Raw genomic sequence first — 13,994 nt, 5'->3', positions numbered from 1 at the left:
GTCTATCTGTCACCTACATGTTGGACCTACCGCCGCCATCGCGGGCAAGCCCGCTCCCACAGGGGATATGTCTCCTATCGGACGGCGCTGACGCCATCGAGGGTCGAGAACGAGGTGTCCTTGGCCGTCAGCAGGAAATCGCGCATGTAGGGCGCGTCCAGCATGTCGGCACGAATCCCCGCATACAAGGTCGCAAACAACCCCTTCTCACCGAGGCGCTTGGCCTTCACATAACCCCGTGAGCTGTATTCATGCAGCGCCCAATGCGGCATGCCGCACACCCCGCGGCCGCTGGCCACCAGTTGCATCATCATCACCGTCAGTTCCGAGGTGCGGACCTGGGCCGGTTCGATGTCGGCCGGTTCCAGGAAGCGGGTGAAGATGTCCAGTCGATCACGTTCTACCGGGTAGATGATCAGCGTTTCCGTCATCAAGTCTTCCGGAACGATATACGCCTTGCCCGCCAAACGATGCTGGTTGGCCACCGCGAGCATCGCTTCATAGGTGAACAGCGGCACATAGGTAATTCCGGCCAGTTCCAGCGGATCGGAGGTCACCACCAGGTCCAGATCGCCTCGGGCCAGGGCCGGCAGCGGGGCGAAGGAGAATCCCGAGGCCAAGTCGAGTTCGACTTCCGGCCAGGCATCGCGGAACTGGTCGATGGTCGGCATCAACCACTGGAAGCAACTGTGACACTCGATCGCCATGTGCAAACGCCCGGCGGTGCCACCGGCCAGTCGCGCGATGTCGCGCTCGGCGCCACGCAGCAGCGGCAGGGTGGCGTCGGCCAGTTGCAGCAGGCGCAAGCCGGCGCTGGTGAAACGCACCGGTTTGGTCTTGCGCACGAACAGCGGCATGCCCATGCGCTCCTCCAGCTCCTTGAACTGGTGGGACAGGGCCGACTGGGTCAGGTGCAGCCGGTCGGCGGCATCCACCAGGCTATCGGCTTCGCGCAAGGCGTGCAGGGTCTTCAGGTGACGGATTTCAAGCACCGGGGGCTCCATGAGGAAAACTTGTGATCAACACGAAAAGGTTGAGTTTGTCTCATGTTGGGTTGAGTGTCGACAATGGCGCCATGTTTTACAGCATCTTTTATGGAGAGAATTTTCATCATGGCTCTGGCACACACACTTGGTTTCCCACGCATCGGCGCCGACCGCGAACTGAAAAAAGCCCTCGAATCCTACTGGAAAGGCGATCTCGATCAGGATGCGCTGAAAAGTGTTGGCCGCCAACTGCGCGCCACCCACTGGCAGTTGCAGAAAGATGCCGGCATCGATTTGCTGCCGGTGGGCGACTTCGCCTGGTACGACCAGGTGCTGACCCACTCCCTGACCTTCGGCGTGATTCCCGAGCGTTTCGACAGCGTCAAGGATGAAGGCGGCCTGCCGACTCTTGATACCCTGTTCGCCATGGCCCGTGGCGCTACCGCAAGCTGCTGCGGTGGCGAACATGCCAAAGCGCAATCCGCCCAGGAACTGACCAAGTGGTTCGACACCAACTACCACTACCTGGTCCCGGAGTTCAGCGCTGACCAACAATTCAAGTTGAGCTGGGAACAGCTGTTCGATGAAGTCGACGAAGCCAAGGCCCTGGGCCACAACGTCAAACCGGTGATCATCGGCCCGCTGACTTACCTGTGGCTGGGCAAGGCTAAAGGCAACGACTTCGACAAACTCGACCTGCTGGAACGCCTGCTGCCGGTCTACGGTGAAATTCTCGGTCGCCTCGCCGCACAGGGCGTGGAGTGGGTGCAGATCGACGAACCGATCCTGACCCTCGACCTGCCACAGGACTGGAAAAACGCCTTCGAACGCGCTTATCACATCCTGCAGTACTCGCCACTGAAAAAGCTGGTTGCAACCTACTTCAGCGGCCTGCAAGACAACCTCGGCCTGGCGGTCGGCCTGCCGGTACAAGGCCTGCACATCGATGCGGTACGTGCCCCCGATCAACTGCTGCACGTGCTCGATCGCCTGCCGACCTACAAGATTCTCTCGGTGGGCCTGGTCAACGGGCGCAACGTCTGGCGTTGTGAGCTGGAGCCCGTGCTGGCCCAACTGCAATTTGCCCAGGAACGTTTCGGCGACAACCTGTGGATCAGCAGTTCCTGTTCGCTGCTGCACAGCCCGGTGGACCTGGAACGTGAAGACAAACTCGATCCGGAACTGAAAAGCTGGCTGGCCTTCGCCGTGCAGAAATGCGGTGAAATCGCCGTGCTGCGTGACGCCTTGAACGACCCGCAATCGCCCAAGGTGCAAACCGCCCTGGCCGAGAGTCGTGCGATACAGGCCAGCCGCGCCCAGTCGCCACGTATTCACAAAGCCGACGTGCAGTCGCGTATTGCAGCGATCAGCGCCGCGGACAGCCAACGTCAATCGCCGTTTGCCAAGCGCATCGAGCTGCAACGCGCTCGCCTGCAACTGCCGGCGTTCCCCACGACTACCATCGGCTCGTTCCCGCAGACCGGTTCGATCCGCCTGGCACGCCAGGCTTTCAAGCAAGGCAAGCTGTCGGCCAACGATTACACCGACGCCATGCACAGCGAAATCCGCCACGCCGTGCAAGTCCAGGAACGCCTGGGCCTGGACGTGCTGGTGCACGGTGAAGCCGAACGCAACGACATGGTCGAGTACTTCGCCGAGCAGCTGGAGGGTTATCTGTTCACCCGTTTCGGCTGGGTCCAGAGCTACGGCTCGCGCTGCGTCAAACCAGCGATCATCTACGGCGACCTGAGCCGCCCGAGTGCCATGACTGTTGACTGGATCACCTATGCACAGAGCCTGACCGACAAAGTCATGAAAGGCATGCTGACCGGTCCCGTAACCATGCTGATGTGGTCGTTCCCCCGCGAAGACGTCTCGCGCAAAATCCAGGCACAGCAACTGGCCCTGGCCCTGCGTGACGAAGTGGTGGACCTGGAAGCCGCCGGCATCAAGATCGTGCAGATCGACGAAGCGGCTTTCCGTGAAGGTCTGCCACTGCGCCGGGCGCAATGGCAGGAGTACCTGGACTGGGCGGTGGAAGCGTTCCGCTTGAGTGCCTGCGGTGTGCGCGACGAAACCCAGATCCACACCCACATGTGCTACAGCGAATTCAATGACGTGATCCAGTCCATCGCGGCCATGGACGCCGACGTGATCACCATCGAGACCTCGCGCTCGGACATGGAATTGCTGGAGGCCTTCAAAGCCTTCGACTACCCGAACGATATCGGCCCGGGGGTCTACGACATTCACTCGCCACGGGTGCCGGACACGGCCGAGATGGTCAAGTTGATGACGAAAGCGGTGAAGCGCATTCCGGCGCAGCGGCTATGGGTCAATCCGGATTGCGGTCTGAAAACCCGCGCATGGCCTGAGACCGAGGCCGCCTTGGTGAACATGGTGGCGGCGGCGCGACAGCTGCGAAGCCAGTTGGCGTAAAGCACCAGCAAGGAGTGGGTCACTCCAAGCGTGGCGGTTGAAGTGCGAAACCTGTGGGAGCGAATTCGCTCCCACAGAGAGTGCGCTTACTGCGTTACGCAAGCGGGCTCCTGGCACGCATCAGAGCTTGGCAAAATGCGGCAGCACGGCTGATTGTCTGCCGATGTCCGCGTAAGGCAGGTCGGCGTCGTCAGCATGGGTCTGAAAACGGTGTTCCCGCAGCTTCAAGTGGGCTTTTTCGAATTCGCCGAACACCGGTGCGGCCTTTGAATAATGGAAGTGGGCGTACCAGAGCAGTGCGGGTGGGGTCTGCGTCAGGTCCCAGACTTCGTATTCCTGCATATAGTCGGCGCGTTTTTTCGGTTTACTCAAGTTTTTGATCGGCGCGGACTTATGGATCTCCACCGCTTCTTGACCGATCAGGTCGTCGAGCATGCCATCGGTAGGCTTTTTACTGGCCAGTGATTGCGTGGTACGCATTTGCCGGCCCATCGTTTTGTGTTCGGCCGCCTTGTTGCGCAGTAGTTGAATGATGGGGTTGGCAGCATCCAACTCTTCGATGCGCAGAGCGCTGCGGGTCAGCACGTCCGCCTCGAATGTCATCATGTCTTCCAGGTCGACGGGAGGGCTGTCCGGCCTGGCATAGCCCTGAACCCTGGCTTGATGTGCCGGCAGGTCATCCAGGCGTTGCCTGGCATCGCTGACCAGGGTGGCGAGATCCGTGTGGGTCGGCGCCGGTAGCTCGTCGGAGGGGTTCAACAGGCGGAACTTGCCATTGCTGACTTGCTCCCAGACTTGCCTGGATCCACCCGGTCCGGTGATGACGTATTGTTGCGTTTGAGTCGCACTTAACCATTGCTCCCCGATAAGCAATCGATCGTCCTCGGAGGTGAAGATTTTTTTCGTGATCGTCCCGGTCGGTTTTTCGGGCTTGGCTTTGCCGATGCCTTTGCGGGCTCGTTCGGCCAACTTCTTGACACTGATCAGCAGCGGCTCAATGGCTTCCGGATGGAAATATTGAGGATAACTGGTGGACCAGCCTCGCAGGCCTTTATGGTATTGCGTGTAAACATCGAGGCAGGCCTGGAGTATCTGGTTGCGCTGCTCTCGGGTAACGCTGACTTCCGCCAGATTTTGATGATTGGTCAGGGTTTCGTACATCATCTTGCGCAAGCTCTTCGTCTGCTTTTGCAGGTCGAGCCAGGACCTGTTATCGGTAGTGCCAACACGCTTGGTGATTTCCAACAGATGTTCGGTTCTTATGAAATCCGCGACGTCATTCCTCATTGACTTGAATAATTCAATATCCTTTCGCAGGTTTGTGTAACTTGTTTCTACTTTCGTCGGGGGGGTGTGTTTTGTGGGGCGGGTGATCAGAGGGAACCATTGGTCCGCCTTGTCTATAAACTCCTCGATCTGATCCACTTCGTTGACGATTTTTACCCGTGCTTTACGCAAATCCTCCATGACGCTCAGATACCCATCGAGCCCTTCCGGCAAGTCTTCCAGTTTGCGAATCAGGTTATTAGCCTGATCCGTCAATGAATCAATTCGTTCATTGGTAAAATGTGCGCGCAGCTTGAATCGGTCAGCCGCTAACCAGGCGCACTCGCTTCGCGCGAGGGCCGCTTTGGTTTTCGTATTGCCCTCGGCCAGTTTGTGCAATTCATCCACTGCTTCGTATCGCGGGATGGCCAGTTCGATATCGCGGATGCACTCCGTTTCGGCAGCCTGTGCAAGTTTGGACAGTTCTGTTTGCTGAACTTCGCTGAGTGGCTCGAGTGCAGCATTGCTATCGGCGTTTTGTCGACGGGCAAGCTGATAAGCATTCTTTGTTTTGTGGAACTCCTTCATCGCCGCATCGGTTTGCCGGAGTTGGACATTATATCGACGGCCAAGATCATCCGCTGTTACCCGCAGCTGCCCCATGCGGCGTAACCTCCGCTGGGTCCACCAGTTCGGCAATCGATCACGAATAACCAATGGCCAGAGGGGGTCGAGCGTATCGGCCAGTTGCCCGAGCACTTGTCCGCCGCCGAGTCCGCCGCCTTCGAAGGTGGTTCCGTGGACGCCGTACCAGGTGTCCCAATGACCTGTTTCATCCTGGGCAATGGGCTGCTTGTAGGTTTTTCGGGAATTGCCGGACAAACGCCAGTTGTGTGAGTCCTTGCTCAGTTCCACCAGAAAGATGCGGCCCTGGCGGACGATGAAGTCTCCATCGACATGGCGGTAAATGCCACGGTATTTACCGTGAGTGGCCGGCTGCAAACCTGACAGAGAGATCGGTTTTTCATATTCGTAACCGGCGAAGCGTGCTACTACATGTCGGGCTTGTCGCTGTGAGCTGCCATGCATCGCGGCCACCTGCCTGGCCAAACGATGTAGCTGGCGAGCGCGTGTCAGGGAGCGAGCCAACCTGGTACCTACCGAGAATGCTGCTTCGCCAGGCAATAGGTCCATGGCTGCGTCGATCAGCGACAACAGCACTGACTCGATCTCCGCCAGGCCATCCCCCACCTCACCCCGTAAAAAGGCGGCCACCGCCAGATTCGCGCTGGTCCAGGCATCGTAGAGGGCGAAAGCGCTGCCAATGAAAGGCAACATTCCCATGGCCATTTTGATGTAGTTGAAGGCGCGCGGGCCTTTCAGTGCGTAGCGCTCCATATACAGTGCATCGTTGGAGCGGGACGTACCGCGATGGGCTTCGATCAGGCGTCCCATATGGGCATTGAGCAGGTGCGCGGCCAGCGAGGTCGTGGCTGGCCAGCGCTCGCCAACACCGATAAAGGCGTCGAAGTGTTTAAGCATGGCCTGATTGATGCGGCTTTCATGGGCTCGAACGCTGCCCTGCAACGCTCGGCTGGCTATGTAGCTGACCCATTTTTCATGCAGGCACAGATTGACCAGGCCCTTGCGCGCGGCTTCGAGGCTGTTGTAGTGGTGCAGGAATTGGCCATCGGGGCTGTCGGGCAGGTACAGCAGAGTGATCCCGCTGATCTGTTCTTCGATGAAGGTCACGCCCGACAAGGTGACGGGTCCTTTATTGGGCGTGTCCTCGCCACCCGGGCTCAAATAGGCTGGCAGCAATACGATGCGCTTGCCATCGACGCACCAGGCATCGGGAGTGTTGGCGGCAATGGCGATGTTCAGGATCTGCAATTCGTTTTGGTCGATCTGTCGTTGCAGGCGCGCGAACTCACCCTGCAATTTGAGCATCAGGCCCCACGGCTCGACCAGGCTTTCACGGCGATGCTCCCTGGCAAAGACAGACTCGGTAGCCGTTCCCATGAAGGTGTCGCGGATCAGCTGTTCGTAGACCTTGGGCAGATCCAGTTCCGGCAGGATACGTTTGAGATAAGCACGGGTGATGCCTGTCGTCAGGGTCTGGCGTTCGGACTCGTCCGTCGCGGTAACCTCTACCTGCATGAAGCCCAATCGCAGTGATAGCGGCTCCAGGTTCATCGACGGGGTGTTGTCGATGTTGAGCTGGGCCAACTCTTCAAGGGACATTTTACTGCGCGTGGTACTGGGGATGAGCACATTTACGTAGCCGGAGTGCCCGGCAGCGGGGTCGAGCTGCTTTTGCCATTTCACCGAGTCAGGCAAATCGAGCTTCACCTCGAAACTGCCCTTGATCGAGAAGTCTTTGCCCAGACGGGTGTTCAAGTGTTTGCGGGTGAAGTCGTCGCGCGGTTCCAGGGCCACGGTCATGATTTTGTGGCTGCGATGCATTGCAGCAATGTACGCCTCGATCAGGTTCTTGAGCTGGGTACGGTCAGCCACAGTCAGTTTACCGAGCCAGTCCGGCAGGTTGGAAGCGAGGGTGGCGCTGCGGTCCTGCTCCAGCAGATGGGCGGCGGCCAGGCTTCTGGCGGCATGTACCGGAACCTGCAAGGTCGCGAGGGTGCGTTTGCGCAAAATGTCCAGCTGTTCGGCACGTTGCGCAGCTTCGCCAGGGTCGGCGTGACGCTGGCGTATCGCGCCGGCCTGTTCTTCGAAGTCGCTGGTCAGTTGGTTCAAGCCATACAGGAGCGCGTCGCCAGTGATTTTTTTCAGCTGTACCGACAGCCCTTCGCTCCGATCGTGAACCTTGAATAGCTGGTGTTCCAGCTCGCGACGGTTGGCGAACCGTTGCAGGCCACCACCCGTGCCGAGCCAGTAGAGCAGCACGCTGTGCGGCGAGTCGGCGTCGGCGAGCGCATCCGCGTGGGTCATGATTAATGCGCCTTTGAGCTCCTGGACGGTGACCGTGGATGTGTCACCGTCCTGTTCAGTCATCGACAGGGTCAGGCTGGCCGCCACCGCGTCGGGGCCGGGGGCGTGGGGAGTATCCAGCAGGGATTTGAGCAGACCGCACTCATCGTCATTCAGTTGCTTGAGGGCCAGTTGCAGCGCAGCCTCGGCACCCAGTCCGGCTGCGTGGGCACTGTGCAGCGCGGTAAACTCTTGCTGGAAAATTACAATATCCAGGGTTCGCGAGCGGTTCAGCAAGCCAGAGGCAGCCTTGTCGGCGGCTTCTTCCGCGGTTTCCAGGGCCTTGAGCGAGTCCTTGAACGGTTGCAGACCCTCGCCCTCGCCAACTTCTTTTACCAGTGTTTCAAGCGCATTGCGCTGTGTGGTCAGCGCAGCCTGGCGCGAGGACAAGGGGATATCGGCATACAGGTTGCCGAACAGTGACGGTGCATCGGTCTCGGCGTCGCCATCGGCGGCTTCCAGCCTGGGTGGAGAAGCGAAAACAATGGCGTTGCTGCGCTGTTTATCCACCTGGTCGGCCTGGACCAGGGATTGCGCACCATGCTCCGCCAACCCGTGCTTGCCGCGGGTTGCGTAGCGTAATGCGGTGATCTGAGACTGCTGGTGAGCCGCAAACAACTCGCTTGCGCCGACAAACAACGGGTCGGTTTTGGCGGTGTACTCAACGCGCACGTTATCAGAGGGCAAACCGGTCGGTACCAGTCCCTGTTTAGACAGCCAGTCTTGCATGTCGCTGCGCTGACTGAACACCTGGATTGCGACGGGCCGGCTGGGCAGATACAGCAATTGGCTGGCGCTGGCCGCGTCTCCCAGGGTAATGACCCACGCGCCTGTGAGTTTGACCCTGGCCTGGTTGCTCAACACCAGCGCCAGTTGCTCGGTGTTGATGGGCTGGTCGTTCAGGGCCAGTGCCCCATTGGGTGGATCGATGATCAGCTGCAAGGGTTTGAGCTGATCTGCCGTGAGGGTTTTCTGGGCCAATGCCAGCTGGGCCGCAGCCTCGAAATGATTGCGGTAAAGCTGTTTCACTCGCTCTTGGCGCGATACCGCAGTGCCGGGGGCCCGCGAGTCCCAAAAGGTTAGCCAGCGCTCGCCGTGCGCCTGTTCCGGGTTGAGTGTCTTGAGTCGTTGGAGCATTTGCAGCGGTGTCAGAGTGGACAGCGGATGGGCCTGGCTCAGGCCCGTCACTCGACATTGTTGGTCAAGCGTTGTCTCCAGCGTTGGATGTTGCAGGACGAAGGCGCAGGCATCGGTGAAGCTGACAAAACGTTCCGGATGCTCATCCTTGGCGGCGAAGAGCAAGCCGGCTTGTTCCCCGTCCAGATCCAGTTCCTTTTTCAGGAGTTGATTGAGTGTGTCGCGCACGCCCGGACTGGCTTTAGCCAGTTGGCGCAGGCCCTGGATGCTTTCGCTCCAGCGTGCCGATGCCGTCAGAAACAGGCTTGTGTCGTGGGCGGGGGGCAATGGGGATGCGGGTGGTATGACAGTCGGCTCCGGGAAGGGGAGGTCGAAGGGAGGTCTATGGGTCATGGCAGAATGGCTCGGTGTGCGGGGGAGCAGTGGATCTACTCCTTGGGTGAGCCATTTAAGGAAACTCCGGCGGGGCATTGGCACTACATAGTTACCGCACCCACCATTCAGCGATCTTCATCAAACTGTCACGCAACTGTGGCAGCGCGCTTGAACAAATATCATCAGACTCGCGCTCTACTGGGGTTCTGCGTTTTGGTGTTTTTTCATGCGTGCTTTGTTTTTATCAGCGGCCATTTTTCTGGTCGCGCTGTTCAGCCTGCCGTCCGTGGCGGCATCTCGTTGTGAAGTGAATGTTCCGACCGAACGGGTCGATCTGGCGCAGGTGAGCCTGGTGTACCAGAGCATCGGCCGCGCATCGGATCCGGCGTTACTGCTGGTGATGGGCCTGGGCGGGCAGTTGATTCATTGGCCGGACGAGGTGGTGGTTGCCCTGTGTCAGCAGGGTTTTCGGGTAATCCGTTATGACAATCGCGATGTCGGTCTGTCCACCTGGCGGCAACCGCCTGTCGATGCCAACCTGACCTTCGAAGTGCTGCGCTACAAACTCGGTCTGCCGGTGGCGGCGCCCTACACCCTGACCGACATGGCTGACGATGCCTTTGGGCTGATGGATGCCTTGCACGTCGAGCAATTCCACGTGCTGGGCGCGAGCATGGGCGGAATGATCGCCCAGCATATGGCGGCCATGGCGCCGCAACGGGTCGAGAGCCTGACCCTGATCATGACCAGCTCCGGTGCCGAAGGCTTGCCGGCGCCGAGCGCGGCGCTGGTGCAGCTCCTGTCGCGCCGGGGGGCGCCGAATCGCGAGGTGGCGCTCGAGCAGCAGGCCGACTTGCTGGCAGCGTTGGGCAGCCCGGCGGTCAGCGATGATCGGCAGGCCTTGCTGCAGCAGGCCGCTCAATCCTACGACCGGGCGTTCAACCCCGAGGGCGTAAAGCGCCAGATCATGGCGATCCTCGCCGAGCAGAGCCGGGTGGCGCTGCTCAACCAATTGCGCTTGCCGACGCTGGTGGTGCATGGCACTGCCGATCCGTTGTTGCCGGTCATGCATGGCGTGCACCTGGCGGCGCATATCCGCGGCAGCCAGTTGAAGCTGATTCCAGGCCTGGCCCATCGCTTTCAGGAAGCGTTCAAGACGCCGTTGCTGGCGGCGGTGTTGCCGTACTTGCAGGCCCATCGCGAAGATACTTCGCATTGGGCGCAGATCGATCCGCTGCCGGCACCAAATCTCCTGTAACCCCGGAACCCCCTGTAGGAGCTGGCTTGTCGGGTCGCCGCACCGCAGCGAAGGGGCCGGCACATTCAATATCATTATTGCCTGACACGCCCTCTTCGCTGGCAAGCCAGCTCCTACAGTTGAACTTCGCCGGGCACAGGATTTGCTTACACCCCGATCCCTCAGTGACTCAGCCCGTACTTCTTCACCTTGTCGAACAGCGTGGTCTTGGCCATCCCCAGTTCGTGGCTGGCCTGGGTCAGGTTGCCGCCGCTGCGTTGCAAGGCGTCGTTGAGCAGGTTGCGTTCGAAGGCTTCGACGGCTTCGGCGAAGGCCAGCCCCTGATTGTTGCTGCTGGTACCGGACTTCTTGAAGGCCGGCAGGCCGAGCGCGAAACGTTCGGCGACGTTGCGCAGTTCACGCACGTTGCCTGGCCAGTCATGGCTCATCAGGTTCGACAGGGTCTGGTTGTCCAGCTCCGGCACCGCGCGGTCGAAACGCAGGGACGACTGCTGCAGGAAGTGTTCGAACAGTTGCAGGATGTCTTCACGCCGCTCGCGCAGCGGCGGCAATTCCAGGGTCACCACGTTCAGGCGGTAATACAGGTCGCTGCGGAATTCGCCGGCCTTGCTCGATTCGTTCAGGTCGGACTTGGTCGCCGCGATCACCCGGCAATCCACGGCCACGCTCTGGTTCGAACCGAGGCGTTCGAGGGTGCGTTCCTGCAGCACCCGCAGCAGTTTGATCTGCAAGGGCAGGGGCATGCTTTCCACTTCGTCGAGGAACAGCGTGCCACCGTCGGCGTGTTCGATCTTGCCGATCCGCCGTTTGCCGGCACCGGTAAAGGCGTTGGCTTCATGGCCGAAGATCTCGCTCTCGAACAGGTTTTCCGGCAGGCCGCCACAGTTCAACGCGACGAATTGTCGGGTATGGCGACGACTGAAATCGTGCAGGCAGCGCGCGACCAGTTCCTTGCCGGTACCGGTTTCGCCTTCGATCAACACGTTGGCCGAGGTATCGGCGACGTTGGCGATCAATTCCCGCAGTTTCTGCATGGCCGGCGAGCGGCCGATGATCCGTCCTTCGAGGGAATCTCGTTCGGCCAGTTGTCGGCGCAGCGAGGAGACTTCCCGCGCCAGGCTGCGTTGTTCAAGCGCACGACGGGCCACATCCACCAGACGCTCGGGAGAGAAGGGTTTCTCCATGAAGTCGTAGGCGCCTTTCTGCATGGCGCCGACCGCCATCGAGATGTCGCCGTGACCAGTGATCAGCACCACCGGCAGGCTGCGATCCCGGGCCTTGAGTCGGGTCAGCAGTTCCAGGCCGTCGATCCCCGGCAGGCGGATGTCGCTGATGACGATCCCGGCAAAGTTGTCACCGACGCGCTCCAGCGCTTCTTCGGCGCTGCCCACGCCCACACAGGGAATGTCTTCCAGGGTCAGCGCCTGTTGGCAGCCGAGCAGGACATGGGGATCGTCTTCGACGATCAGCACACTAAGGTCGTTGTTCATATTGGCTCGGCGTAAAGGGGGCTTACCAACGGTAAACTGAGGACGAAGGAGGTACCACCGCTGGCCGGGTGTTCGACGCCCAGGTGTCCGCCGGTGGCCGCGGCCAGGCTCGCCGACAGCGTCAGGCCAAGGCCCAGGCCCTGTTCGCCGGGTTTGGTGGTGAAGAACGGTTCGAACAGATGCTTGCGCGTCTCGACGTCGATGCCATGGCCATTATCGCGCACTCGCAGGCGATATTTGCCGTCGAACACCTCGCCTTCGAGCCACAGCGCTGGCAACGGTTGTGCCTGCATGGCATCGAGGGCATTGCCGATCAGGTTGACCAGGATCTGCTCCAGTCGGGTCTGGTCGATCTGCACCTGCAGGTCGGCGAAGTCGCGATGCAGTTGCAGGTGCGCGCCTTCCACTCGACTGCCGAGCACTTGCAGCGCGGCGTCCACGGCCTTGCCGAGGCTGGCCTGGCCTTTGTCGTCGCCCCGTCGGGCGAAGGAGCGCAGGCTGGCGGTGATCCGGCCCATGCGGTCGATCAGTTCGTTGATGGTCTTGAGGTTGGTGCTGGCGACGTCCAGCTGACCGCGCTCGAGAAAACGCACGGTGTTGCCGGACAAGGTCCGCAGGGCGGCGAGCGGCTGGTTCAGTTCGTGGGCGATGCTGGTGGACATTTGACCAATGGCGGCGAGTTTGCCGGCCTGCACCAGTTCATCCTGGGCGCGGCGCAAGGTCTCTTCGGCCTGCCGGCGTTCGCGGATCTGGCCCTTGAGCCGTTCGTTGCTGGCGCGCAGGTCGGTGGTGCGTTCGGTAATCCGACGCTCCAGTTGATTGTTGGCTTCCTGCAAGGCTTCCCGGGCGGCGAGGCGGGTGGCGATCACTTTGCGCCGCTCGTTCCAGGCGATCAGCAGGAACGCCACCAGGGCAAACGCCACCGCTACCAGAATCCCCTGATTGATCGCTTCACGCCGCAAATCCTGGAGGGGGGTGAGCAGGGTGAAATGCCATGGGGTGTCGCTCAGCGGTCGGGTTTGCGACAGGTAACTGATGTTTTCTTCTTCGGACTCCAGCTCGCTGTTGGCCGGGAAGGTCAGTTTTTCCTCGCCTTCAGCCAGTTTTTCCCGGGCCAGCGGTTGCAGTTCGTTCAGCGGGAACCAGTAGTACTGCAGGCTGCGGGCCAGTTTTTCCTTGGTCTCTTCGCTGAGCGGTATCACCGACTTCAGGCGCCGCGCCGGATCGCTGGAAAGGATGATGATGCCGTTCTCGTCGCTGACGAAGGCCTCCAGGCGCGCCCGCTGCCAACGTTCTTCCATGGCTTCGAGGCGGACCTTGACCACCGCCACACCGATGATCTTGCCGCGTTCTTCCAGGCCGTGGGCCAGGTAGTAACCCGGCTCGCCGTTGGTGCTGCCGATGCCATAGAAGCGTCCCGGCTCGCCACGAACGGCGTTCTGGAAGTAAGCGCGAAAGGACAGGTCTTCGCCCAGGTAACTGTCGACGTCGCGCCAGTTGCTGGTGGCCATGACGCGGCCAGTGGTGTCCATCACGTAGATAGCCCGACTGCGGCTGCGCCGGTTCAGGCCCTCGAGGTATTCATTGACCGCCTGCCGGTGTTCCGGCGACGGGTCGTCCAGCAGCCTGGAAACACTGGATTCGAGTTCCAGGAGGCTGGGCAGGTAGGTGTACTTGCTGATCTCGCTCTCGACGGCGCGGGCGTGCAGTTCCAGCTGACGCTGGCCGTTCTCGCTGAGGCTGCGAATCCCGTAGTGCTCACTGATCCAGAAGCCGAGGTAACCCAACCCGATCATCAAGGCGATGACCAGCGGCGGCAGGAACAGATGGCGAATCAGACGAGGTTTCACGGCGAGTGATGGCGGCGCGGCGCGGTAACGAGTGGGGTCGCATTTCATCACAGATGCCTTGGGTCAACCACAACACTTGCTTGTGAATCGCCGCCGGCCCCTGTAGGAGCCGGCTTGCTGGCGAACCAGGCGACGCGGTGTATCAGACAGACCGCTTCCGCTTCTGTAGGAGCCGGCTTGCTGGCGAACCAGGCGACGCGGTGTA

General features: G+C 60.5%; 6 protein-coding genes. 2 read left to right on the top strand and 4 right to left on the bottom strand.

The annotated features are described in order from the left end of the window. Positions 1–74: 74 nt before the first annotated feature. Entirely contained in the window at positions 75–992 is a 918-nt protein-coding gene (gene metR / locus ACA062_RS27100) for a transcriptional regulator MetR (RefSeq protein WP_497453784.1), read from the bottom strand. 120 nt (positions 993–1,112) lie between these two features. On the opposite strand from metR, the gene metE reads away from it, so the two are divergent. After that, on the top strand, positions 1,113–3,425 hold the full coding sequence (gene metE, locus ACA062_RS27095; protein WP_497453783.1) for a 5-methyltetrahydropteroyltriglutamate--homocysteine S-methyltransferase: 2,313 nt from the start codon (positions 1,113–1,115) through the stop codon (positions 3,423–3,425). Positions 3,426–3,545: 120 nt separating this feature from the next. Here the strand turns inward: metE and ACA062_RS27090 are convergent, their stop codons facing one another. Next, positions 3,546–9,287 carry a dermonecrotic toxin domain-containing protein gene (locus ACA062_RS27090; RefSeq protein ID WP_497453782.1) on the bottom strand — a complete coding sequence of 1,914 codons (5,742 nt, stop codon included), beginning with the start codon at positions 9,285–9,287 and terminating at the stop codon, positions 3,546–3,548. Between the two features lie 130 nt (positions 9,288–9,417). Here ACA062_RS27090 and ACA062_RS27085 point away from each other — a divergent pair, with 130 nt between their 5' ends. Beyond that, a complete protein-coding gene (locus ACA062_RS27085; protein WP_497453781.1) occupies positions 9,418–10,449 on the top strand; it encodes an alpha/beta fold hydrolase in 1,032 nt (343 codons plus the stop codon). 161 nt (positions 10,450–10,610) lie between these two features. On the opposite strand, the gene aauR is transcribed toward ACA062_RS27085, so the two are convergent. Next, complete coding sequence (gene aauR, locus ACA062_RS27080) at positions 10,611–11,939, bottom strand: two-component response regulator AauR (RefSeq protein ID WP_497453780.1); 1,329 nt, start codon at positions 11,937–11,939, stop codon at positions 10,611–10,613. Continuing rightward, positions 11,936–13,837 carry a two-component sensor histidine kinase AauS gene (gene aauS / locus ACA062_RS27075; RefSeq protein ID WP_497453779.1) on the bottom strand — a complete coding sequence of 634 codons (1,902 nt, stop codon included), beginning with the start codon at positions 13,835–13,837 and terminating at the stop codon, positions 11,936–11,938. Before aauS ends, aauR begins: the two co-directional genes overlap by 4 nt. Between the last annotated feature and the right edge of the window lie 157 nt (positions 13,838–13,994).

The sequence above is a fragment of the Pseudomonas sp. LBUM1679 genome, from assembly GCF_059695565.1.
The sequence above is the reverse complement of the archived record's forward strand: the minus strand, read 5'-3'. Positions and strand labels throughout refer to the sequence as shown.

What these genes read in the sequence shown, in the direction of transcription:
- aauR (WP_497453780.1), bottom strand. Translation starts at nt 11,939, where the DNA reads ATGAACAACGACCTTAGTGTGCTGATCGTCGAAGACGATCCCCATGTC.
- ACA062_RS27090 (WP_497453782.1), bottom strand. Translation starts at nt 9,287, where the DNA reads ATGCCCCGCCGGAGTTTCCTTAAATGGCTCACCCAAGGAGTAGATCCA.
- aauS (WP_497453779.1), bottom strand. Translation starts at nt 13,837, where the DNA reads ATGAAATGCGACCCCACTCGTTACCGCGCCGCGCCGCCATCACTCGCC.
- metE (WP_497453783.1), top strand. Translation starts at nt 1,113, where the DNA reads ATGGCTCTGGCACACACACTTGGTTTCCCACGCATCGGCGCCGACCGC.
- ACA062_RS27085 (WP_497453781.1), top strand. Translation starts at nt 9,418, where the DNA reads ATGCGTGCTTTGTTTTTATCAGCGGCCATTTTTCTGGTCGCGCTGTTC.